This is a genomic window from Pseudomonas sp. GW821-FHT09C10, from assembly GCF_059418085.1.
Window position 1 is genome coordinate 13,636 of sequence record NZ_JBWKPE010000020.1, and the last position, 23,356, is coordinate 36,991.

22 protein-coding genes are annotated in these 23,356 nt (G+C 62.0%); 4 read left to right on the plus strand and 18 right to left on the minus strand.

What is annotated here, in order from left to right; all coding sequences use genetic code 11:
* Positions 1–12: 12 nt before the first annotated feature.
* From AC07OT_RS28450 to pstS, 6 genes are all read right to left on the minus strand, one after another.
* Positions 13–564 (minus strand): hypothetical protein, encoded by a 552-nt coding sequence (locus tag AC07OT_RS28450; protein ID WP_495109689.1) that lies wholly within the window; start codon positions 562–564, stop codon positions 13–15.
* A gap of 56 nt (positions 565–620) precedes the next feature.
* Complete coding sequence (locus AC07OT_RS28455; RefSeq protein WP_495109635.1) at positions 621–1,319, minus strand: hypothetical protein; 699 nt, start codon at positions 1,317–1,319, stop codon at positions 621–623.
* A gap of 55 nt (positions 1,320–1,374) precedes the next feature.
* The gene (gene pstB / locus AC07OT_RS28460; protein ID WP_010210300.1) at positions 1,375–2,136 is read right to left on the minus strand and encodes a phosphate ABC transporter ATP-binding protein PstB; all 762 of its coding nucleotides are present in this window, start codon (positions 2,134–2,136) and stop codon (positions 1,375–1,377) included.
* A gap of 76 nt (positions 2,137–2,212) precedes the next feature.
* Positions 2,213–3,124: a phosphate ABC transporter permease PstA gene (pstA, locus tag AC07OT_RS28465; protein WP_027603518.1), complete on the minus strand. Its 912-nt coding sequence runs from the start codon at positions 3,122–3,124 to the stop codon at positions 2,213–2,215.
* The gene (gene pstC / locus AC07OT_RS28470) at positions 3,124–4,089 is read right to left on the minus strand and encodes a phosphate ABC transporter permease subunit PstC (protein ID WP_027603517.1); all 966 of its coding nucleotides are present in this window, start codon (positions 4,087–4,089) and stop codon (positions 3,124–3,126) included. Before pstC ends, pstA begins: the two co-directional genes overlap by 1 nt.
* 74 nt (positions 4,090–4,163) lie before the next feature.
* The gene (gene pstS / locus AC07OT_RS28475) at positions 4,164–5,192 is read right to left on the minus strand and encodes a phosphate ABC transporter substrate-binding protein PstS (protein ID WP_027603516.1); all 1,029 of its coding nucleotides are present in this window, start codon (positions 5,190–5,192) and stop codon (positions 4,164–4,166) included.
* 189 nt (positions 5,193–5,381) lie between these two features.
* Here pstS and ppk2 point away from each other — a divergent pair, with 189 nt between their 5' ends.
* Complete coding sequence (gene ppk2, locus AC07OT_RS28480; protein ID WP_065939673.1) at positions 5,382–6,299, plus strand: polyphosphate kinase 2; 918 nt, start codon at positions 5,382–5,384, stop codon at positions 6,297–6,299.
* A 208-nt stretch (positions 6,300–6,507) separates the two neighbouring features.
* Here ppk2 and AC07OT_RS28485 read toward each other — a convergent pair whose 3' ends face one another.
* The 10 genes from AC07OT_RS28485 to AC07OT_RS28530 all read right to left on the minus strand — a co-directional run bounded on the left by AC07OT_RS28485 (position 6,508) and on the right by AC07OT_RS28530 (position 18,041).
* Positions 6,508–8,307, minus strand: a complete 1,800-nt coding sequence (locus AC07OT_RS28485) for a glycosyl hydrolase family 28 protein (protein ID WP_495109636.1) — start codon at positions 8,305–8,307, stop codon at positions 6,508–6,510.
* A 26-nt stretch (positions 8,308–8,333) separates the two neighbouring features.
* Entirely contained in the window at positions 8,334–8,717 is a 384-nt protein-coding gene (locus tag AC07OT_RS28490) for a 5-carboxymethyl-2-hydroxymuconate Delta-isomerase (protein WP_495109637.1), read from the minus strand.
* Positions 8,718–8,778: 61 nt separating this feature from the next.
* On the minus strand, positions 8,779–9,690 hold the full coding sequence (gene kdgD, locus AC07OT_RS28495; protein WP_495109638.1) for a 5-dehydro-4-deoxyglucarate dehydratase: 912 nt from the start codon (positions 9,688–9,690) through the stop codon (positions 8,779–8,781).
* Positions 9,691–9,887: 197 nt separating this feature from the next.
* Complete coding sequence (locus AC07OT_RS28500; RefSeq protein ID WP_065939670.1) at positions 9,888–10,664, minus strand: ABC transporter ATP-binding protein; 777 nt, start codon at positions 10,662–10,664, stop codon at positions 9,888–9,890.
* A gap of 11 nt (positions 10,665–10,675) precedes the next feature.
* The gene (locus tag AC07OT_RS28505) at positions 10,676–11,515 is read right to left on the minus strand and encodes an ABC transporter ATP-binding protein (RefSeq protein WP_027603511.1); all 840 of its coding nucleotides are present in this window, start codon (positions 11,513–11,515) and stop codon (positions 10,676–10,678) included.
* A 14-nt stretch (positions 11,516–11,529) separates the two neighbouring features.
* Complete coding sequence (locus tag AC07OT_RS28510) at positions 11,530–12,447, minus strand: ABC transporter permease (RefSeq protein ID WP_495109639.1); 918 nt, start codon at positions 12,445–12,447, stop codon at positions 11,530–11,532.
* Positions 12,448–12,489: 42 nt separating this feature from the next.
* Positions 12,490–14,100, minus strand: coding sequence for an ABC transporter substrate-binding protein (locus tag AC07OT_RS28515; RefSeq protein WP_495109640.1), 1,611 nt, complete (start codon positions 14,098–14,100; stop codon positions 12,490–12,492).
* 45 nt (positions 14,101–14,145) lie between these two features.
* Positions 14,146–15,183, minus strand: a complete 1,038-nt coding sequence (locus tag AC07OT_RS28520) for an ABC transporter permease (RefSeq protein WP_065923970.1) — start codon at positions 15,181–15,183, stop codon at positions 14,146–14,148.
* A 20-nt stretch (positions 15,184–15,203) separates the two neighbouring features.
* A complete protein-coding gene (locus AC07OT_RS28525) occupies positions 15,204–16,814 on the minus strand; it encodes an ABC transporter substrate-binding protein (protein WP_495109641.1) in 1,611 nt (536 codons plus the stop codon).
* A 72-nt stretch (positions 16,815–16,886) separates the two neighbouring features.
* Entirely contained in the window at positions 16,887–18,041 is a 1,155-nt protein-coding gene (locus AC07OT_RS28530) for a mandelate racemase family protein (RefSeq protein ID WP_495109642.1), read from the minus strand.
* A 359-nt stretch (positions 18,042–18,400) separates the two neighbouring features.
* Here AC07OT_RS28530 and AC07OT_RS28535 point away from each other — a divergent pair, with 359 nt between their 5' ends.
* Together AC07OT_RS28535 and AC07OT_RS28540 are read left to right on the plus strand one after the other, a co-directional pair.
* Positions 18,401–19,126, plus strand: a complete 726-nt coding sequence (locus tag AC07OT_RS28535) for an oligogalacturonate-specific porin KdgM family protein (protein ID WP_495109643.1) — start codon at positions 18,401–18,403, stop codon at positions 19,124–19,126.
* A gap of 81 nt (positions 19,127–19,207) precedes the next feature.
* Positions 19,208–20,041 carry an NAD-dependent epimerase/dehydratase family protein gene (locus tag AC07OT_RS28540; protein ID WP_495109644.1) on the plus strand — a complete coding sequence of 278 codons (834 nt, stop codon included), beginning with the start codon at positions 19,208–19,210 and terminating at the stop codon, positions 20,039–20,041.
* Here AC07OT_RS28540 and AC07OT_RS28545 read toward each other — a convergent pair.
* Complete coding sequence (locus tag AC07OT_RS28545) at positions 19,981–20,760, minus strand: FadR/GntR family transcriptional regulator (RefSeq protein WP_065939665.1); 780 nt, start codon at positions 20,758–20,760, stop codon at positions 19,981–19,983. The genes AC07OT_RS28540 and AC07OT_RS28545 overlap by 61 nt on opposite strands.
* 220 nt (positions 20,761–20,980) lie before the next feature.
* On the opposite strand from AC07OT_RS28545, the gene AC07OT_RS28550 reads away from it, so the two are divergent.
* Positions 20,981–21,844 carry a sensor domain-containing diguanylate cyclase gene (locus AC07OT_RS28550; protein ID WP_146477536.1) on the plus strand — a complete coding sequence of 288 codons (864 nt, stop codon included), beginning with the start codon at positions 20,981–20,983 and terminating at the stop codon, positions 21,842–21,844.
* Positions 21,845–21,906: 62 nt separating this feature from the next.
* Here the strand turns inward: AC07OT_RS28550 and AC07OT_RS28555 are convergent, their stop codons facing one another.
* Complete coding sequence (locus tag AC07OT_RS28555; RefSeq protein ID WP_495109645.1) at positions 21,907–23,355, minus strand: amidase; 1,449 nt, start codon at positions 23,353–23,355, stop codon at positions 21,907–21,909.
* Position 23,356 lies beyond the last annotated feature (1 nt).

The window sequence follows — 23,356 nt, forward strand, 5'->3', positions numbered from 1 at the left end:
TTTCACAGCGCCTCAGGAAGAAAAAACCTCCGTGCGCTGCCGTGTTGTCTTTTTGTACCGGAGCGGCTGCTGCCAGGCCAACTGCGCCTGGACCTGCGCTACGGCCTCCAACACCCGCTGCGCCCAGTTTTCGTCTTGAGGATCCACCACTACCACGCGAAAACCGTGGTCATGGCCTTCACTGCGCACGCCTTCGGAGTCATCCACATGCAGGTCGATGTCGAAGGCCGGGGGGAATTTCGAGGGTGCGTTCGACAGCCCGCGTGCCGTCAGGGCATGGTTGTGCAGCACGCTGTTGACCACGCCGTCGACGCGGATGCCGTAGAGCATCAGCCAGCGGCGGATATACGACGGCGTGCGGCCGGACGAGGTGTAGACCCAGATGCTGCAGCCCTGGCGGCGTAGTTCGCGGGTCAGGGAGCGTGTGCCGATACGCAAGGGCTCACCCAGCCAACGGTGCACGCAGGCCGGCAGCCGGCTCGGCTCGACGTCGCAGTGGTGCAGCTGGCAGGCCAGGGTGTCGTCGATATCGAAGGAAATACGGATACGCGGGCGCTGCTGCATCGGCAGGAGGCGCTGGAGGACCCGCCCTGCCCTGGCGAATAGGGGAGAACCACTCATCAATGGCCTCCTTGAGAAACGGGCGGGCGCGGGTCCTTGAGAAAAAACTTGCGCGGATCCGGCGCCTGTTCTTCCAGGAAGGCGGCGTATTTTTTCTTGATCTTGGGCAATTCGTACAACGCCTTGACTCCATGTTTGGCTGAGTTGCGGATCACCGACGAAGGGTTGAAGTAGCCCTCGGCGTTCTCCAGCGTCAGCACGAACGGCGGCAGGCCTGCACGCATCAGCAAATAGCTGACGATCAGCGAACCGCTGCGGTTGTTGCCTTCAATGAACAGCTGCGGCTTGCTGAGGATGCGTACATACACCCCGGCGGCGCGCTTCCAGACTGATTCACTGCGGTACGCGCAATACCAGTTGTACAAGTCCTTGATGCCACCTTCGACATTGTTGAAGAAGTGTTCTTCGGTCGCCGCCAGGTGGTGGGCGTATTCCAGGCGCCGTGCCGGGTCGCTGCCACAGAGCACGGTGGCGTTGATCTCCAGCATCAGGTCCAGCTGCTGCAGGTCGAACAGGTCGACGCCCCGCGCGACATAGTCGTCAATCAGCGCGTAGCCTTCAAGCACGTTGTGCAGCACTTCGTCGGTCAGCGGGTCGCGCGGCTCGGTAAAGTCCCGGCTGAGCTCGGCAAAGCGCTGTTGCACCTCACGCAGTGCGCGTTCAATCGCGGGCAAATCAAGGCGTCGTGTTGCAGGCATCGGCATTCCCATAAGCAGTTGAAAATACGGGAGCATCCCAGCTCCCGCAGGGGCATCAGCTGAACTTGCCGCTGATGTAGTCCCCGGTCATTTGTTCACGCGGGTTCTCGAAGATCTGCGCCGTCGGGCCCATCTCCACCAGGTAGCCGGTGCGCGTGCCCTGGGAAATGTCCACCGAGAAAAACGCCGTGGTGTCGGCCACGCGGATGGCCTGCTGCATGTTGTGGGTCACCAGGGCGATGGTGTAGTCCTTCTTCAGCTCGACCATCAGCTCCTCGACGCGACGGGTGGCGATCGGGTCCAGCGCCGAGCACGGCTCGTCGAGCAACAGCACTTCCGGCTCGGTGGCGATGGCGCGGGCGATGCACAGGCGTTGCTGCTGGCCACCGGACAACGACAGGCCGCTGACCTTGAGCTTGTCCTTGACCTCATCCCACAGCGCGGCGCCTTGCAGGGCGTGCTTGACGCGGTCGCCCAGGTCGCCTTTGTAGCGGTTCAGGCGCAGGCCGAAGGCGACGTTGTCGAAGATGCTCATCGAGAACGGGTTCGGCTGCTGGAATACCATGCCGATGTAGCGGCGCACGACCACCGGGTCCACGCCCTTGCCGTAGACGTCCTGGCCGAGGAAGTGCACATGGCCCTCGAAACGGAAGCCCTTGACCAGGTCGTTCATGCGGTTGAGGCTACGCAGCACGGTACTTTTACCGCAGCCGGAAGGGCCGATGAAGCCGGTGATCTTGTTCTTTTCGATCGGCACATGGCTGTCACGCACGGCCATGAAGTTGCCGTAGAAGATCTTGTCCAGCTTGCAGTCCATGACCACAGGCGCCTGGGTGACAAACGGAGCGGCTATTTGCGCAGTTGATACGTTCAAGATTCAGATGCTCCCGTTTTCAATACTTTGGCTTGCCGAAGATACGGCTCACGATATTCACGACCAGCACGATCATTACCAGTACCAGCGACGCCGCCCATGCGAGTTCAAGCTGGTTGTCGAAGGGCATGCCGGAGAAGTTGTAGATCAGCACGGCCAGGGAGGCCGTCGGGTTCATCACCGCCAGGCTGCCGTCGTGGTAGATCCAGTAGTTGCTGAACAGCGCGGTAAACAACAGCGGCGCGGTTTCGCCGGCGGCGCGGGCCACGGCGAGCATCACACCGGTAAGGATTGCCGGCAGGCCGGTGGGCAGGACGATTTTCCAGATCACCTGGGAGCGGGTACAACCCATGCCGTAGGCGGCGTCCTTCATGATCTTGGGCACCATGCGCATCGACTCTTCAGCCGTCAGCACCACGATCGGCAGCATCAGCACCGCCAGTGCCACGCCACCGGCCGGGGCCGAGTAGGTGCCGGTGGTCATCACCACCAGGGCGTAGGCAAACACACCGGCCAGAATCGACGGCAGGCCGGTGAGCATCTTCGCGGCAAAACGTGCGGCGTTCGCCAGCTTGCTGTCCGGGCCCAGTTCGGCGAGGAAGATTGCCGCCATGATGCCGACCGGCACGGCGATGGCAGCGGCAATGCCGACCATCACGAAGGTACCGGCCATCGCGTTGCCGAAACCGCCGCCGGTCTCGAAACCGGTGGGTGGCAGCTCGGTGAACACTTCAAGGCTCAGGCGCGCGCCGCCGCGGGTGATGAGCATGTAGAGCACGGAAATCAGCGGTACGCTGGCCAGCAGCGCGCCCGCCCAGACCAGGGTGGTCAACACCAGGCTGCGCAGGGCACGGCCTTCGAACCGGCGCTGGAGGCTGGGCATTGCGCCTGCGGGGGACGTCAGGTCGGTTGCAGCAGTGAGGTCAGTCATCACTTATTACCCCGTTGGGCGTACATCATGATCATGGAGCCGAAGATGTTCACGATCAGCGTGATCAACATCAGCACCAGTGCGGCGTACATCAATACTTCGATCTCGTTCGGCCCGGCTTCGGGGAAGTTCAGCGCCAGCAAGGCCGCCAGGGTGTTGGCCGGGGCGAACAACGACAGCGAGATGTTGTTGGCGTTGCCCACCAGCATGGCCAGGGCCATGGTTTCACCGAGTGCGCGGCCCAGGCCCAAGACCAGGGAACCGAAGATGCCGGTGGCGGCGGACGGCACCATCACCTTGAGAATCGCTTCCCAGTGGGTGGTCCCCATGCCGTAGGCGGCTTGCTTGGTTTTCATCGGCACGGCGGTGAGCGCATCCTGCGACACGGCGGCGATGGTCGGCAAAATCATGATGGCCAGTACCAGCGCCGCCGGGAGCAACCCCGGCCCGCTCAGGGACGTGCCGAAAAAGGGGATCCAGCCAAGTTCAGTGTTCAACCATGCGGTCAACGGCCGGATCGCCGGGATGACCACGTAAATGCCCCAGAGGCCGTAAACGACGCTGGGGATGGCCGCGAGCAGTTCGACGATGGTACGAAACACCGCCGCCAGCTTCGCCGGCAAAAAATCCTGGGTGAGGAAAATCGCCATGCTGACGCCGAAAACACCTGCGATCAGCAACGCGATAAAGGCACTGTAGAGCGTGCCCCAGATGGCCGGCAGAATGCCGTACTTGCCTTGGTTGACATCCCAGACGCTGCCCAGCAGCACGTCAAACCCGTGCTTTTCCATGCCTGGAAGGGCCTTGCGCCCGACTTCGAACACCAGGGCAAACACCAACGCCAGCACCAGAACCACGCCTATTCGTGCAAGCGCACGGAAGGTGCGATCAACCAGGAAATCCTTCGCAGAAGGTGGCTGGCAGGCAGAATCCGGGTTACCCGGTACGACAAACGGTGTGTTCATTGGCTGATTCCGGAACAGGGGGGTAACCCTCCCGGCCGGGCTGACAGCGCCCGCCGAGAGAGGCCTCACAAGCGTTACTGGATGTTGGCGGACGCTTTACGAACCTGATCGACCACCGACTTCGGCAGCGGGATATAGCCCATCGAATCGGCGATTTTCTGCCCTTCGGTCAGGCTGTACTCGACCATTTCACGCATGGCCTTGGCCTTGGCCGGGTTGCCGTTGTCCTTGCGGAAGATCATCCAGGTGTAGGACGTGATCGGGTAGGACTTGGCGCCGTCCGGGTCCGGCAGCCAGGCCACCAGGCTTTCCGGCATTTTCACCGCGGCCAGGGCTTCGGCACCGCTTTCGGCGTTAGGTACCACGTACTTGCCGGCCTTGTTCTGCAGCTGGGCAAAGTCAACCTTGGCCAGCTTGGCGAAACCGTATTCGATGTAGCCAATCGCGCCTGGGGTCTGGCGTACGGTGGCGGTCACACCATCGTTCTTCGGCGACTTGATGAATTTGTCGCTGGCTGGCCAGTTGACGGTGTTGCCTTCACCCAAGTCCTTCTGGAACTGCGGGTTGATAGCCGCCAAGTGCTTGGTGAATACGGCCGTGGTGCCGCTGGAGTCTGCACGCACGACTACGGTGATCGGCATGTCCGGCAGTTTCAGGCCAGGGTTGGCGGCGACGATCTGCGGATCGTTCCACTTGGTGATCTTGCCCAGGAAGATGTTGGAGTACACATCCCGTGGCAACTTCAGCTCTTTAGGATTGCCCGGCAGGTTGAACGCCAGGACGATTTCGCCTGCGGTCATCGGCAGCAACTGCACGCCTTCGGCGACCTTGGCGATGTCTTCATCTTTCATGGCCGAGTCACTGGCGGCGAAGTCCACGGTTTTGTTCAGGAAGTCCTGTACACCCGCGCCACTGCCTTTGGACTGGTAGTCAACCGTGACGCCTTCGGTCTTCTTGCTGAAATCCTTGAACCAGGTGAGGTAGATCGGCGCTGGGAAACTGGCGCCAGAACCTGTCAGACGGACGTTCTCGGCAGCAAATACCGAGGTGGCACTTAGAGAAACCGCAACGGCGAGTGCAGCTGACTTCATCAGACGTTTCATTCAGGGAAATCCTTGTGATTACGGGCTCCCGGAACTTTGCAGCAGCTTTGTTACGCTTTTATGAAAATTGGGTGGCAAACCGCTATTTCGTCCCGTCTTTCCGCCACAGCCACGTATTTCGATGTAATTGGTTGGTAACAAAATGCGACTAAGACTTTGCCATCTCCCCCCACGACGCGAGTGCCTCCCATGTCTGCAGTAGACGACGCCTTGATCCAGCGCATCCACCGAGAGCTGCTGGATCACAGTGACGAAGAGCTGGAACTGGAATTGTCCGAAGACGGGCACGACCTCAACGCGCTGTTCGACGAGCACGTCGAGGAAAGCCCCGAGAAGGCCGCGCGCAGGATTTACTTCAGCGAACTGTTCCGCCTGCAAGGTGAACTGGTGAAGCTGCAAAGCTGGGTGGTCAAGACCGGCGCCAAGGTGGTGATCCTGTTCGAGGGGCGCGATGCCGCCGGCAAAGGCGGTGTGATCAAGCGCATTACCCAGCGCCTCAACCCACGGGTCTGCCGCGTCGCCGCCCTGCCCGCGCCCAACGACCGCGAACAGACGCAGTGGTACTTCCAGCGGTATGTCTCGCACCTGCCGGCCGCCGGTGAAATCGTGCTGTTCGACCGCAGTTGGTACAACCGCGCCGGCGTCGAACAAGTCATGGGCTTTTGCAACGAAGATCAGTACGAGGAATTCTTCCGCACCGTGCCGGAGTTCGAACGCATGCTCGCCCGCTCCGGCATCCAGTTGATCAAATACTGGTTCTCCATTTCCGACCAGGAACAGCACCTGCGCTTTCTCAGCCGCATTCACGATCCGCTCAAACAGTGGAAACTCAGCCCCATGGACCTGGAGTCGCGCCGGCGCTGGGAGGCGTACACCAAGGCCAAGGAAGTCATGCTCGAGCGCACCCACATCGCCGAAGCACCATGGTGGGTGGTGCAGGCCGACGACAAAAAGAAAGCCCGCCTCAACTGCATCCACCACCTGCTCGGGCAAATGCCTTATGAGGAAGTGGAACTGCCGGTGATCGAGCTGCCGCAACGGGTCAGGCAGGAGGACTACTCGCGCAATCCGACACCGGTGGACATCATCGTGCCTCAGGTCTATTAACGCAGGACGCAATAGATTCCCCAGGGGTAGTTAAGCGCGAACACCGTATGTGGTGAGCGGGCTTGCCCCGCGCTGGGCTGCGTAGCAGCCCCAATAAGAACGCTGCAGTGTGCCAGACAGTTCCGGGGCTGTGTTTTGGGGCTGCTGCGCAGCCCAGCGCGGGGCAAGCCCGCTCACTACAAGGGTCCATTTGCCATAACGTTTGCGCTTACGGTGCCGGCTCCACATCCTTGAACACCAGCCCTTGGCTATCGCTGACCTGCCATGGGTTGGCAGTGCCGGTCTGGCTGAAGACCACGTGGTCGAAGCGTGAGTCTTTCAGTCCATCGATACGCGCCTTGGCCGCGCCGCGAAAGCGCACGCGCTCGAACACCAGGCCCTGATGGTAGGCGTTGTGCGCTGCATCACCCTTGACCTCGATCGCCGCCCCCTGGGCATTCTCGACGCTCACGTCGCTCACCCGGATGTCCTTGAACTGCCCCGCGATGGTTGAGCGCTGATAGTCGAGCTTGGCGTTCGGGTCGTTGTAGTCGAGGGTAAAAATGAACGCTTGCTTGACGGTGTTGCGGATCGCCGAGTCGCGGAATGTGACGTTGCGCGCGCCGCCGCCCATGAAGTTGGTGCTCTTCATGCGCAGCCCGGCATCGGTACCGTCCGACACGTTGTCTTCGGCCAGGATGTTCTGGATCCAGGCGCCGGTGTGGCTGCCGGCGACCACCATGCCATGGCCCTTGCGGAAGTAGTTGTTGAAGATCCACGCGTCTTCCTGCGGCGGCTGGTGCACGGCATCGGCACCGGTGCCGGCCGCGAAATTCACGCAGTCATCGCCGGTGTCGAAGAAGTTGTTGAACACCATCGCGCCCTTGCTGTTGGCGAACTCGATGCCGTCGCCGTTGTTGGCGTCGTAGGTCGTGTGGGTGGTGTTGGCCAGCACCACGTTTTCGGTCTCCAGGTTCATGATGCCGTGGAACGCCGGGTTCACCACGGTGAAGCCGCCGTAGAACACATTCTTCACATTGCGCAGGGTGATCAGCGAGGAGCGCATCTGCCCGTAGGCATCCTTGACGTTCATGCCGCGTGCCACGGCCTGTTCCACCTGCGCCTTGGCGAGGATGCCGTCCCGGGCATAGCGGGTATTGTCACTGGGCAGGTAGAACGGCAGTGCCTGGCCACGTTCGTCGACGACATCGGCGTTGCGCTTCCAGCCATTGCCATCAAGGGTGCCCTGGCCGACGATGCGGATGTTTTCGAATGACTGATGCTGGCGCGGATCACGGGGCAACGCGTTGATCAGCGAGGCCGGGCGCACAGTGGTGGAATACGGATACTGGATGTAGCCGGCCAGCGGGTAATCTTCGGCGCGCTCGGAGCCGAGCAGGGTCGCGCCTTCGGCGATCTCCAGGGTCATGTTGCTCTTGAGGTAGAGCGCGCCGCTTTTGTAGGTGCCTTCAGGCAACAAGACTTTGCAACCGACGGTGCAGGCATCGATGGCGTTCTGGATCGCCTGGGTATCGAGGTGACTGCCGTCGCCTTTGGCGCCGTACTTTTTCACGTCAAATACCGCCGCAACCGGGGTGGTGCGTTGCAGCACCGGGGCGCTGTCCGCGGATTCCTTGCCGTTCCCGTCCACCGAACGCACGGTGAAACGGTACGCCGTGTCGGGCTTCAAGCCTCGGGCAGTAAAGCTGTGAATGCCGATGCGATGATGAAAGTTGGCGATGTCTTGCCGATAAAACTGGTCGATGTAGGGTTTGGCCGGTGACACCTGGTCATTATTGGCATTGGCGCTGCCCAGCAGCGTGCCGTTGGCGTAGACCCGGTAATCCTTGATGCCGGCATGTTCGGCAGGCTTTTCCCATACCAGGATGATTTGCCGGTCATCAAAGGCCAGCGTCGGTACCTGCAGGTTTGACGGGGCTTGCAGCGCCCATGACAGCGGGCTGCATCCAACGGCCAGCAGGGCCAGTGCGCAACGCACCGAGATGTTTTTCGAGGGTTGATACGGCATGTTGTTCTCCTTGTTTTTGCCGGTATTCACATCGAGGGGCGCGACCTCTGCCGCCCGGATTCTTCGAGGTATTGGCTGCGATTGACGAAGGTCTCGCGGGGCATTTCGCGTACATCCATGGACAGCGCATCGACCTGCGGCAGCAGTTCAATCAGGGCGCCCAGCGTCGCCGAAGCCAGGCTGCGTTGCTGTTCGGCAGTGCGCCCGGCGAACAGGTACAGGGCGACGTGCACGAAGTCATCTTGAGTGCTGCCACAGCGGTAATGGGTGAAGCCGTTGAGCCGCACCTTGATGTCGCCGGGCTTGAATACGCCGAAGCTGTCGAGGGCATCGTGTACGGTGGCCAGCAGGGTGTGTTCGCCGATGCGCTGGGCCAGGGCCGCCGGGCAATCGATGATGCAGTGGGGCATGGTCAAACCTCAGGTTGATGAAAGGACAGCGGCGCCACACAGGGCGCCGCAGACTGACAGCTTACTGGGCGCCCAGCGCCTTGATCAGCACGTCCAACTGCTCCACTTCTTCAGGCAGCAAGTCGGTCAACGGCGCGCGCACGGGGCCGGCGTCGTGGCCGACCAGGCGTGCACCGGCCTTGACGATACTCACGCCATAGCCTTCGCAGCGGTTGCGGATCGCCAGGTACGGCAGGAAGAAATCATCGATCAAGCGGCCCACGGTGGCGTGGTCGTCGGCGGCCACGGCGCGGTAGAAATCCATCGCGGTTTTCGGGATGAAGTTGAATACCGCCGAGGAATACACCGGCACGCCCAGGGCCTTGTAGGCCGCGGCATAGACTTCGGCGGTCGGCAGCCCGCCGAGGTAGGTCAGGCGATCGCCGAGGCGACGACGGATCGACACCATGGATTCGACTTCACCAATGCCATCCTTGAAGCCGATCAGGTTCGGGCAGCGCTCGGCCAGTTGCTCGAGGCTGTCGGCATTGAGACGGCACAGGTTGCGGTTGTACACCACCACGCCGAAATCCACCGAATTGCACACCTGCTCAACGTGGGCCACCAGGCCTTTCTGGCTGGCTTCGGTGAGGTAGTGAGGCATCAGCAGAATACCGGCGGCACCGAGGCGCTCGGCCTCCTGGGCGTAGGCGATGGCCTGACGAGTCGGGCCCCCTGCCCCGGCGAGGATGGGCACCTGGCCTTTGCAGGTGTCCACCGCAGTCTTGATGATCTGCGTGTATTCCTTGGCTTCCAGGGAGAAGAATTCCCCGGTGCCCCCGGCCGCGAACAACGCGCTGGCGCCGTAGGGGGCCAGCCATTCCAGGCGGCGGGCATAGGTGTTGGCACGGAAGTCACCGGCCGCGTCAAAGTCGGTAACCGGGAACGAGAGCAAGCCGGAAGACAGGACTGTTTTTAATTCTTGTGGCGTCATGTTCGCAAACCTCAAATCAAAAAATAAAGGGATACCTTGAGAGGTACGTCATCGTACAACTACAAATGATTGTTAGCTAGCCCTAAGCGCCTTAGTTCGCACATTTAGATTTAATTCAATAAAAACAGCACATTAATCGCATTTCATAGTAATTAGCGCGTTACCAATCAACCATAGTTATACGATGACAACAGAAATCACCCGACCCGCCGTCGTTCAGACTCCTGGCTGAAGTCACGACTGGCCTGCACCAGCATGCGCGTGTAGTCGTGCACGGCCTGGTCCTGACTCAAGGCCTGGCAGTCGAGCAATTCGACGATCCTGCCGTGCTGCATCACCGCCACCCGGTCGCACAAGTGAGTGACCACCCCCAAATCATGGGTGACCAGCAAATAGGTGAGTTTCTCGCGCTGGCGCAGGTCCGCCAGCAAGTTGAGGATCTCGGCCTGGACCGACACATCCAGGGCCGAGGTCGGTTCATCCAGCAACAGCACGCGGGGCTCAAGGATCAATGCGCGCGCAATGGCCACGCGCTGGCGCTGCCCACCGGACAACTGATGGGGATAGCGAAAGCGGAAGCTGTCGTTCAGGCCGACCTTGAGCAGGATCTCGTTGATCCGGTCGTCCTTGTCCCCTACCCCGTGGATGATCAGTGGTTCGCGCAGAGCGGTGTCGATGGTGTGCCTGGGGTGCAGGGAGCCGTAGGGGTCCTGGAAGACCATCTGCACTTTGCGAAAGTGCTCCTTGGGAATCTTGTGCTGCAACGGCGCGCCGGCGATGCTCAGCTCCCCGTTCCAATGCCGGTATTGCCCGGCCAGGCAGCGCAGCACGGTGGTCTTGCCCGAACCGGACTCCCCCACCAGGCCGAACGATTCGCCGTCGGCGACACTCAGGCTCACATCGTGCAGCACCTGGTTGATGGCAGCGCCGGTGCCGAAACTCAGGTTCAAGGCGTGCGCTTGGATCATGGGCATGGTCAGGTTCCTTATTGAGTCAGCCAGAGTGGATCGCGCTTGAGCACCGGCAGGTGCACGCGGCGGTTATCCATGCTCGGCAGCGCGGCCAGCAGGCCACGGGTGTAGGGATGCTCGGCGTATTGCAGGTCACAGGCGGCCAGGGATTCGACGACGCGCCCGGCGTACATCACCAGCACGCGGTCACAGTAGTTGCGCACCAGGTTGAGGTCGTGACTGACAAAAATCAGCCCCATCTGCTGCTGGTCCACCAGCTCCTCCAGCACGCTGAGCACTTGCTGGCGCACCGAGACATCCAGCGCCGACGTAGGCTCATCGGCAATGATCACTTCCGGGCGGGTGATCACCATCATCGCGATCATGATGCGCTGGCCCATACCGCCGGACACCTCGTGGGGGTACAGGTTGTAGACCCGCTTCGGATCGCGGATATGCACCTGCTCGAGCATCTGCATGACTCGCTCGCGCGCATCACTGCGACTGGCCTTGTGGTGGGCCAGGTAGGCTTCGGCAATCTGGTCGCCCACCTTGACCACCGGGTTCAGCGAGTACTTGGGGTCTTGCATGATCATCGAGATGCGCTGGCCGCGAATCTTCTGCATCGCCTTTTCACTGGCCGAGAGCAGGTCGACCTCGCCAAACGCCATGGCCTTGGCGGTGATTCTGGCGCTGGGCGGATGCAGCTTGAGCAGGCTGCGCCCGACGGTGGACTTGCCTGAGCCGGACTCACCGACAATCGCCAGTTTCTCCCGCCCCAAGGTAAAGGACACATCACGCACGGCGTGGGTTTCTTTCTGGCCACTGACGAAGCGCACATTCAGCCCTTCGACATTCAGCTTGATGGCAGACATAAGGTGTTCTCCGATTATTCGCTGCGCGGATCAAGGATGTCCCGCAGGCCATCGCCCAACAGGTTGAAGGCCAGGCTGACCAACATGATCGCCGCCCCGGGAACCGCCACCAGCCACCAGCACTCGAGCATGTAGCGGCGCCCGGTGGAAATCATCGCGCCCCACTCCGGCAGCGGCGCCTGGGCACCCAGGCCGAGAAAGCCCAACGCGGCGGCGGTGAGGATGATCCCGGCCATGTTCATGGTCAGGCGGATGATCACCGAGGACAGGCACATCGGCACGATATGGCGCAGGATAATCCGCGCCGGCGACGCGCCTTGCAGTTCCACGGCGACGACAAAGTCGGCGTTGCGCAGGGACAGGGTTTCAGCCCGCGCGAGCCGCGCAATCGGTGGCCATGAGGTCAAGGCAATCGCCACCACCGCATGCTCCAGACCAGGGCCCAGGGCGGCGATAAAGGCCAGCGCCAGGACCAGGCTGGGGAAGGAAATAAAGATATCGGTCAGGCGCATGAACACGGTGTCGACCGCCCCGCCGAAGTAGCCCGAGACGGTGCCGATAAACAGCCCGATGGGACCGACGATCACGGTTACCAGGGCAATGATGTACAGCGTGATCCGCGAGCCATAGACCAGCCGACTGAAAATATCCCGACCATATTCGTCGGTACCGAACCAGTGCGTCGAGCCCGGCGCCTGCAAGGCTGTGGCAAGGTTTTGCGCGACCGGGTCATGGGTGGCGATCCATGGCGCAAAGGCCGCGACCACCACCAAGAGCAGCGCAACCAGCAGACCCGCCAGGGTCATGGGGTTGCGCAACAGGTGACGCAGCACCCGCAGGCCGCTCTTGCAGAAGGCATCGAAACTGGAGCCCGGCGAGCGATCCACCGGCCGCTTCGCCGCCGTGTCGATGGAAGACAGATTGGCATTCATAAGCATCTTCTCTGTGTGAATTCTGAAGGGCCGCAGCCCCACTCAACGCTGCTTGTAGACACCCAGGTAGCGGGTGGCCTCGGCATCGTCACCACTGAAACCCTTGACGTCGGCCGCGCTGACCACGGTGTCGGTCATCTGCGAGATCATCAGGATCGGCCCCACCTGCTGGTCATAGAGCCTCTGCGCCTGGTGATACAGGCTGACCCGCTGTGCCGAATCGCGCGTCACGCCCGCCTGGTCGATCAGGCTGTTGAGCTGCGGATTGAAGAATGAAGCGCGCCAACCCTGGAAGTTCGGCAAGCCGGCGTCATCGCTGTTGTCGGGGTTGTAGGCGAAGGTGCGCAGGCTGAAATACGGATGGGGATAACGCTCGGCGCCACGGGCCACGATGATCTCGAAATTGCGCGCGCGCATGGCGCCGTAGACCTGGTTGCCGGTGCCGGTGACGATGCTGGCCTTGATCCCGCCTTCGGCCAGGGTCGCTTGCAGGCGCGCGGCGATGTCAATGAACGGCGGCTCCGACAGCGTGCGAATGGTGGTGTTGAAACCGTTGGGGTAACCCGCCTCGGCCAGCAGCTTTTTCGCCTTGGCTACGTCCATGTGATAACCCGGATCCGGCAAGCGCGCTTCCAGCCCCAACTGCATCGGCTGCTGATTGAGCTTGCCGTAATACGGCATCACCTGTTCATCCAGGCCCTTGTAGTCGATCAGGTTGCGCACGGCTTCACGCACCTGAGTCTTGGCAAACTCGGGTTGCTTCATGCTCATCGCCACGTAGTACATAGTGCCGCGCGGCAATGATTGCACCTGGATCTTGTCCGAGCCGTCGATGGCGCGAATGTCCGGCGCCGCCATGCCGTAGGCCAGGTCGAGGTCGCCGCGTTCGAGCATCAGGCGCAAGGATTGAGATTCGGTCATGTGCCGCACCACCACGCGCTTGAGCTTCGCCGCGCCGCCCCAGTAGCCGTCGAAACGGGTCAGCAGCAGCGAATCGTTGGCGCTCCATTTGCTCAGCACGAAGGGGCCACTGCCGGCCTCGTTGGTCACCAGCCAGCCGGCGCCGAGGTCGCCGTTTTTCTCATGGGCCAGGGCCGTCTTGCGGTCCACGACCACAGCGCTCGGCGAGATCGCCAGGGAGTCCACCAGCAGCAGCGGGTCCATGGTCTGCGGCAGGTCGACGACCAGGGTGTGGGCATCCGTGGCGCGGATCAGCGATTGGATATTCTCGACGCTGTAGCCGTAGGCCTTCCAGGTGGTGGCCAGGCCGAAATTGAGCTTCATCACCCGGTACAGCGACCACGCCACGTCCTCGGCGGTCAGCGGGTTGCCCGAATGGAATTTCACATCCTGGCGCAGGTGAAAGGTCACCTGCTTGCCGTCTTCGCTGATGTCCCAGCGTTCGGCCAATTGCGGCAGGTGTTTTTCCGGGTTGCCCCGGTCACGCTTGATCAGCGTGTCGTAGAGGTTGGCGTTGACGCCGGAGGCATCCAGGCCAGGCGCATTGGCCGGGTCGATGGAGAACAGGTTGACCATGCTCATGCCGACGATCAATTGATCGGCGGGGGTCTTGGCGCTGGCCGTTGTCATCGGCCCAAGGGCGAGCATCGCCGTTAACAGGCCAAGGTGCAGTGTTGAAAATACCGTCTTCATGCAAAATTCCTTCTTCTTATAGTTTTATTGGTACGGCGCCGTGCGTTAACGGGTACGGGGGTCGAACACCTTGTACAAGGCGTCGCTGATCAGGTTGAGCGCAACGAAAATCAAGCCGATCACCAACACGCAGCCCATCACCGCGTTCATGTCGCCGAGCATCAGGCTGCTGGTCAGGTACTGGCCGAACCCCGGCCAGGCAAACACGGTTTCGATCAGCACCGCGCCCTCCAGCAACGAGCCGTAGGCCAGTGCAACCACCGTCAGCAACTGCACGAGGATGTTGCGAAACGCATGCCCCCACACCACCTGGCGCCGGGACAGGCCCTTGACCCGCGCGGTGATGATGTACTCCTGGGACAGTTGCTCGAGCATGAAGCTGCGGGTCATGCGGCTGATATACGCCACCGAGTTCAGGCCGAGGATCAGCGCCGGCAACACGATGTGGCGCAGGGCGCTGGCGAAGGCCTCCCAGTCACGTGCCAGGGTCGAGTCGATCAGCAGCAGGCCGGTGACCTCGGGCACCATGCCGTCATAGGCCAGGTCGATGCGCCCCGCTCCACCGGCCCAGCCGAGCCAGGCGTAGAACACCAGCAACCCCATCATGCCCAGCCAGAAAATCGGCGTGGAGTAGCCGAACAAGGTGATCACCCGCGCCACGTGATCGCCGAGCCGCCCCTGGTTGCTGGCGGCACAGACGCCCAGGGGCAAACCGATCAGCACGCCGAACAGGATCGCCAGGGTGGCCAGTTCAATCGTCGCGGGGAAGACCCGCAGGATGTCGTCGAGCACCGGGTGGCCGGTCAACAGCGCATTGCCGAAGTCACCGTGGAGCAGGTCATTGAGGTAAAGACCGAATTGGGTCCAGATCGGCTTGTCCAGGCCCATCGACCGGTACACCTGATCGTAGGTGGAACTGTCGGCATCCGGCCCGACGACCGCCAGCACGGGGTCGAGCGGCATGACCCGGCCGATGATGAACGTCAGGGCCAGCAGGCCGAGCAAGGTCACCAGCACCGTACCCGCACGCCGGGCCGTGTTGGACGCGCGAGCGCCCATGACAGAGGCAGTCATAACAAACATAGTGAGCTCCTGATAATCGGTCAGCGCTTCTTGTAGACGTCTTTGTAGCGCGTGGTCGCGGCGGTATGGCCCTGGAAGTCAGCGACGTCTTCGTACACCACCACGGTGTCGGTCATTTGCGAGACCGGCAAAATGGCCCCGACCTGCCGGTCGACCTGCTCCTGGATGTCGCGGTATTGGGCCAGTTGCTTGCCTGTGTCAGGCTCGACTTCCGCGCGTTCGATCAGCTGGTTCAGCTCAGGGCTGTAGAAGGATGTGCGCCAGCCCTGGAAATTGGTGAGCTTGGCCTCATCGCGGTTATCCGGGTTGTACACCAGCGTACGCAGGCTGGAGTGCGGATGCCGTTCCGCCCCGCCACCGCCGCGGCCGACGATGATGTCGAAGCTGCGCTCACGCATCGCGCCGTAGATCTGGTTGCCCGTGCCGGTGATGATGCTGGCGTCAATACCGGCCTGGGCCAGGGTCGACTGCAGGTTGGAGGCAATGTTGATAAACGGCGGTTCGGCGAGCACGCGAATGGTGGTCTTGAAACCGTTCGGGTAACCGGCCTCGGCCAGCCAGGCCTTGGCCTGCTTGACGTTGAGCGTGTAGCCGGGATCCGGTAGGCGCGCGGCCAGGCCCAGGGGCAGCGGCCGTTGATTGATCACGCCGTAATGGGGCATGACGGTCTGGTTGATGCCCTGGTAATCGATCAGCGCACGCACGGCCTTGCGCACGCGCGCATCAGCGAACATCGGTTGCTTCACACTCAGGGCGACGTAGTACAGGGTGCCGCGCTGCAAGGTCTGGGTGCGGACCTTGGCGCTTTTCTGCAGGGCTTCGATGTCCGGCGCAGACATGCCTTTGGCGATGTCCAGGTCGCCGCGCTCGATCATCAGGCGCAACGACTGCGACTCGGTCATGTTGCGCATGACGATGCGCTTGAGCTTGGCCGGGCCGCCCCAGTACCCGTCGAAACGGCTCATCAGGATCACGTCGTTGGCGCGCCAGTCATTGAGCACGAACGCACCGCTGCCGGCGGCGTGAGTCACCAGCCAGGCGGCGCCCATGTCGTTGTTCTTCTGGTGTTCGAGGACTTTCTTGCGATCGAGGATAAAGGCGCTCGGCGAGGTCGCCAGGGTGTTGAGCACCAGCAGCGGGTCGGTGGGCCGGGGCAGCTCGATCACAAAGGTCGAGGCATCCGTGGCACGCATGTAGCGCTCGACGTTCTCGGCGGTAAAGCCGTAGGCCTTCCAGGTAGAGGCCAGTGCGAGGTTGAGCTTGAGCACGCGCTGCAACGACCAGGCAACGTCTTCGGCGCTCAGGTCATTGCCGGACTGGAATTTCACGCCGGTGCGCAGGTTGAAGGTCAGGGTCTTGCGGTCATCACTGACCTGCCAGCGCTCGGCCAGCGCCGGCACCAGGCGATCCGGCTGGGCAACGTCCTGCACCAGCAACATGTCATAGAGATTGGCGTTGATCTCCGACACGTCCAGGCCGGTGGCCGCCGCCGGGTCAAGGGACAGCAGGTTGATCATGCTCATGCCGACAATCAACTGATCAGCCGGCGTTTTGGCAAAGCTTGCAGGTACAGCGGTAACGGCCAGGGCGGCGACGAATACCCGCGCCCACAGCGAAGGGAAAATGCTCATAACAAGAGTGCCTTTTTTATATTTATAGGGCTCTTGATCAGCCCGACGGATGCCGGGCTGACCCTGTACACGTCAGAAGCTTTTAAGCGTATTGGTCTCGATGAAGTTGAAATCGATGTCTTCACCCAGGCCCGGCAAGTCGGACAGGTGCACAAAACCGTCGTTGTCCATCGGGTCTACCAGACGCTTGAGGTAGGCCGGTACTTCGTCGTAATCCAGGTACGGGTGCAACAGGCCACGCTCATACCAGGTGCAGTTCTTGATCGCGCCGACCACGGCCAGGTTGGCCGCACCGTTGCCATGAATCTCGCAATCCATGCCGAAGGATTCAGCCAGGTGCGCAACCTTCAGGCACGGCGCAATGCCGCCGACGCCCGCCACACCGGCGCGCAAGATATCGCACACATCGTGCTTGACCCAACTGGCGCGGCTCAGGTGTTTGCCGGACAGGGTTTCCGGGCCCAGCACCGGAATGTCCAACTGCCCCGCCAGCCAGGCATAGGACTCGGTGGACTCTTCCATCATCGGCTCTTCGAACCAGGCGAAGTCGAGCTTCTCCAGCTCACGCCCGATGTACAGCGCTTCGGTGCGGCTGTACCAGTGATAACCGTCGAGCATCAGGGCGATGTCCGGGCCGACCGCTTCGCGTACCGCCGCACAAGCCTGGACGTCGATGCGCGGGCTTGGGGCAAAGGACACCGGCGGCATCCAGGTGTGCAGCTTGATGGCCTTGTAGCCGCGCTGCACCAGGGTCTCGGCAAAACGCCCGTAGTCTTCCGGGGTGGCCAGGCCACCGGGCAGTTCGTCGCCACACATGGTGGAGCCGTAGGCCGGCACCTTATCGCGGAAACCGCCAATCAACTTGTGCACCGGCACACCCAGTTTGCGCCCGGCCCAATCCCACAGGGCCTGCTCCACCAGCGCCAGGGCGCGGTCGGTCAACTGGCTGGCACTGCCGCGCTGCCAGTGCGCGAGGTCGTGCCAGATCTTTTCGCGATCGAAAGCGTTCTGCCCCACCAGCACTTTGCGCACGAAACCATCCAGTACATACGGGCGGATCAGTTCAGGGGCGCCGAAGGCATAACCCTCCTGGCCGTCTTCGGTCTGGATGCGCAGCAAAGCCATCTGCGCCTGGGTGACATCACCGGGGTGCGCATGGCCGGCACTGTCCACTGCGCGGCGGGTCGGGTAGGAAAACACCTGGACGTTGACTGCTGTGATTCTCATGGACGTCGTAAGCCTTCTTATTGGATTTGTGACGGGAGTGTCGTCTGTTGCGACCGATCATAGGTCATCGTACAACACTTGAAAAGACCCAATAACCCGCCTCCCTTCCGCGTAGATTTTCAGTAAATCCCGACAAAACCCTTATTTTTAAAGACAACCAAGGAATAACCTGGATTGCTGTAAAGCCCTATTCACTGGGTACATATATTTCAAGATGTTTCAAAACCACCGATAACCCATAGACGAGTCATCTTGTCGTACGATAACGTATATCGGCACCTTAGATGAGAGCCATACGCAACAACCCACTGCCGTAGCAACCGTCAAACGCCCCTAACAAAAACAAAAAAGAAGACCGTATGAACACCACCCTACGCACGCTCGTTACTGCCCTGACCCTCGGCCTGCCGCTGTATGTCAGCGCTGACTCCGCCAGCATCAACTACCGCCACCAGTTCACCGAGGAGGACAGCGCCCACGCTGACCGAATCAAGCTCAACTACCGCCTGGACAGTGGCCTGGGATTTGAAGCGGAAATGAAATACCGCACCGCCGGCGACCGTGAAGACGTCGCCTACGACAACATGGTCAACAACGGGCACGAGTTCACCGTGAGCTACAACTACAAACTCAGCGCGCAATCGACGTTGACCCCGGCGTTCCAGATGGACAGCTCGAAAGACTCGACCACCTACAAGTTCGGCCTCAAGTACAACTACAAGATCAACGACGCGTTCTACGCCGCCACGCGCTATCGCCTGGATGCCAAGAAGCTGGACCGCGACCAGGTCAACAAGGACTTGCCCGACCACATCAAGGATGACCAGACCACCCATCGTTTCGAGGGCTGGCTCGGCTACACGCCGGCCAGTAAGTGGGCGTACGAATATCAGTTCATCTACTTCAAGACTGACTACATCCGCTACGACAACAAGAAGAGCGATTACGAACAGAACCTGATCGTCAAATACAAGCTCACCAAGGAATGGGCCCCGTTCATGGAGATTGGTGATGTGAAGGTCAACGCCACGTCCGAAGACCGCCAGGCGCGGTGGCGCCTGGGCATCCAGTACAACTTCATGTAAAGCCCCCACGACTTGCCTGGCGACTGCGCATCGCTCGACAGGCAAGCCACCTGCATTCAGCTTTCAATGGAAGACCTGACCATGACCACACCCCCCAAACCCTTCACGCGCATCTTGCTCACCGGCGCCGCCGGCGGCCTGGGGCAAATCCTGCGGAACACCTTGCAGGCCCATGCCGACAGCGTCCGCGCCTCGGACATCAGCCCCATGACCCCCAGCCGGGGTGAGCACGACGAAGTGATGACCTGCAACCTGGCCGACAAGGCCGCCGTGGCGGCACTGGTCAACGGCGTCGACGCCATCGTTCACCTGGGCGGGATTTCCGTGGAGCGGCCGTTCGAGGAGATTCTCGACGCCAATATTCGCGGCACGTTCCACATTTACGAGGCGGCGCGACAGCAGGGGGTCAAGCGGATTGTGTTTGCCAGCTCCAACCACGTCACCGGCTTCTATCCCCAGGACGTTGAACTGGACGTGCACTCACCGCGCCGTCCGGATGGCTACTACGCCCTCTCCAAGGCCTACGGCGAAGACCTGGCGGCGTTCTACTTTCATCGCTATGGGATTGAAACCGTGAGCTTGCGCATCGGCTCGTCGTTCCCCGAGCCGCGCAACCGGCGGATGCTGTCGACCTGGCTGAGCTACACCGACCTGGACCACCTGGTGGCGCGCGCCCTGCTGGCCAAGGATGTGGGACACAGTGTGGTGTATGGCGTCTCGGCCAATCGCGATCGCTGGTGGAGCACCCGGCACACCGAGCACCTGGGCTTTGCGCCCAAGGACAGTTCGGAAGCGTTTCGCGCCAAGGTCGAGCAGCAATCGCCAGCGCCGGCCGATGAACCGGGCAGCCGGCTTCAGGGCGGCGCGTTCACCGCGGCCGGGCCGTTCGACAACTCGGCGGCGGCAGCTTCATAGGCCCGGCGCATGCGCTCGCGGCTGTTGGACAGGTGCAGGCGCATCGCCGCCCGAGCCGCATCGGCGTCACGGCGCAGGATGGCTTTGTAGATGTCCTCATGCTCACGACTCAAGCGCTCCAGGAAGGGCTCCTTGTTATCGTTGGCCAGGCGTTTGGAGTGCAGGCGTGTACGCGGCAGGATGTTGAGCCCCAGGTGCAACATGATGTCGGTGAAATAGCGATTGCCCGTGGCCAGCGCGATCTGCTGATGGAACTGAAAGTCTGCCGACACCGCGTAGTCGGCACTCACCGCCCGTGAGTTGAGCGCATCCAGCGAGTCGCGCATCACCTGCAATTGCTCGTCGGTCCGCCCCACGCACGCCAGGCCGGCAGCCTCCACCTCCAGGCTGATGCGCAATTCCAGCACGGCCAGCACATCCTGCAAGGTCACGATGCTGTCCGGGTCGATGCGAAACCCGCTGGGGCTCGGGATATCCTTCACAAAGGTGCCGACGCCGTGCCGGGTTTCCACCAGGCCCGAGGCCTGCAGGCGCGAAATGGCCTCGCGCACCACCGTGCGGCTCACCCCATGTTCGGCCATCACTTCGGATTCGGTGGGCAGCTTGGTGGCACGCGGCAGCTCACCGGAACAGATGCGCCGGGAAAGCTCGGTGACCAGTTCTTCGGCCAGGCTGCGGTGCCGGCGGCGAACGGTGGGCTGGACGTTCGGGTTGTCCATCAAGAACGGTTATCTCGGTTGGCGGAGGAACGCGCATCATAGCGCATTCGGTTGTACGACAACCCTCCCTGTGGCTCCCAGCGCCTCCCCCTACGCGAAAAGCCTCTGCCTGGCCACTCTCAGCGGCTGCCGAGCGGACTAAAAATGTGCAGGATTGCTCGACGCCCCTGCTCATGATCGGGCTATGATCGACCGATATGAACCGGACGCCCGATGCCCCATGCCCGTTGACCTGCAAGCGCTGTACCCCAAACTGATCCACCTGATGCTGGATACGGTATTTGTTGTCGACGGCGACAGCCAGATTGTCTTCGTCAGCGATGGCTGCGAGGCCCTGCTCGGCTACCGTGCCGACGAACTGGTCGGCACCCTGATCACCCACTACATGCACCCGGAAGACCTGGCGCGCACCCGGGCCTCCATTGTGCGGGTCATGAATGGCCACTCCCATGTCGACTTTCGCAACCGCTACATACGCAAGGACGGCAGCGTGGTGCACATCCTGTGGGCGGCCTTCTGGTCCAAAGAGGTGGGCGCGCGCATCGGCGTCGCACGGGACGTGACGGCGCTCACCCAGGCCGAAGAAGAACTGCGCTTCCTTGCCCACCATGATCCGCTGACGGGCCTGACCAACCGCTCACTGTTCAATGATCGGCTGGACCAGGCCCTGCACAGTGCCCAGTCCCACAACCGCGGCCTGGCGTTGCTGTTCCTGGACATCAATGACTTCAAGGGCATCAACGATGTGCATGGCCATGCCATGGGCGATCGCGTGCTGTGTGCGATTGCCCGACGCCTGGAACGCTGCGTACTCGACAGCGACCTGGTGGCGCGGATGGGCGGTGATGAGTTCACGGTGCTGTTGACCGACATCCCGTCGCGGGAGGCTATTTCTGCCAGGGTGGTGCAGATACTCGCGGTCATGGCCGAGCCGCTGGGGCCCGAGTTTGGTGGGGTGAAGATGCCGTCCTGCAGCATCGGCGTGGCGGTTTATCCCCAGGACGGGGAAGATGCCGATACCCTGCTCAGCCATGCGGACGGTGATATGTACCGGATAAAACGGCAGCGATTCGCGGCCGAATGACCAGAAGGCGTTTTGCATCAGGCAGGTCGGTCCACCCGCCCGATGCAGAAGCGCTCAGACGCTCACAACCGACAGGCGTTGACCGGCGGAACCCGGCCGCGCCAGGGCTGGGCCCGCTCCAGCTGCCCCGCAAGGGCCAGCAGGGTACTTTCTTCGCCAAAGCGAGCGGCGAAGTGGGCGCCCATCGGCAGGCCGGCAGCGCTCCAGTACAACGGTACCGACATCGCCGGTTGCCCGCTGGCATTGAACAGCGCCGTGAACGGTGAGTAGCTGTGGAACCGTTCGATCAGTTCCTCCAGGCTCAAGCGGTCGTCTTGCAGGTCCAGCTCCCCGATCGGCACCGGCTCGCGGGCCAGGGTCGGCGTGAGGATCAGGTCGTAATCCTGCATGAACACCGCCAACTGCCGACCCAGGGCATGAATCCATTCCACGGCACCGGCGTACTGCGCACCGCTGACGGCCCCTTTGCAGCGCAGGATAATGCGGGTGCGGGCTTCCAGTTCCTCAGGCTGCACGGCGAAACCGCGCATCTGCCCCAACACATCGACATAGTGGCGCGTGCTTGCACCGATGATGGTGAAGACCTGATCGAGAAACGCCGGCAGCGCCACCGGCAAATTGACCGGTTCAACGCGGTGCCCCAGGGATTCGCACAACCTGGCGGCCTGGCGTACGGCTTGCACACTTTCGCCGGAGGTCGGCCAAGGCCCGAGCTGCTCGACCAAGGCGATCCGCAGCGGCCGAGGGTCCTGCTGCAGCGCGGTGACATAGGGCTGCGCCTGCAGCGGCGCGGCATAAGGCGCGCCCAGGTCGATCCCGGCCGTGGCATCCAGCAGCGCGGCGCTGTCACGTACCGACAAGGTAATCGCATGGGGGCTGCCCATCCCGGCCCAGCCCTCGCCGATCATCGGCCCGGAAGGCAGCAGCCCACGGCTGGGCTTGAGGCCGAACACCCCACAGCAGGACGCCGGCACACGCAAGGAACCGCCGCCATCGTTGCCATGGGCAAACGGTACGACGCGCGCCGCCACCAAGGCTGCCGCGCCGCCGCTGGAACCGCCGGCACTGTGGGCGATGTTCCAGGGGTTGCGGGTGGCGCCAAAGCGGTTGGACTCGGTGGAATACGAGGTGCCGAATTCGGGTGAGGTGCTGGTACCGACAATCACACACCCGGCACGGCGGATACGGCTGACGTGTTCGGCTTCAACGTCAGCGCGAGCGCCTCCCAACGCCTGCGAGCCATTGGTCATCGCCGCGCCGTTGACCGGCGAAAACAGGTCCTTGATCAGGGTCGGCACCCCGGCAAACACAGCGTGGCCGGGGCGCGACGCGCGCATCGAGTGGCGGGCCGAATCGTAAAGCCGCTCGGCCACCGCATTCAGCTGCGGTTCGACCCGTTCGATACGCTCGATCACCGCTTCCAGCAGCTCGCCGGGCTGCACCTCACCGCGCCTGACCCATTCGGCCAAACCGGTGGCGTCTTCGCTATCCAGCAGGTTGTGGATGTCCATG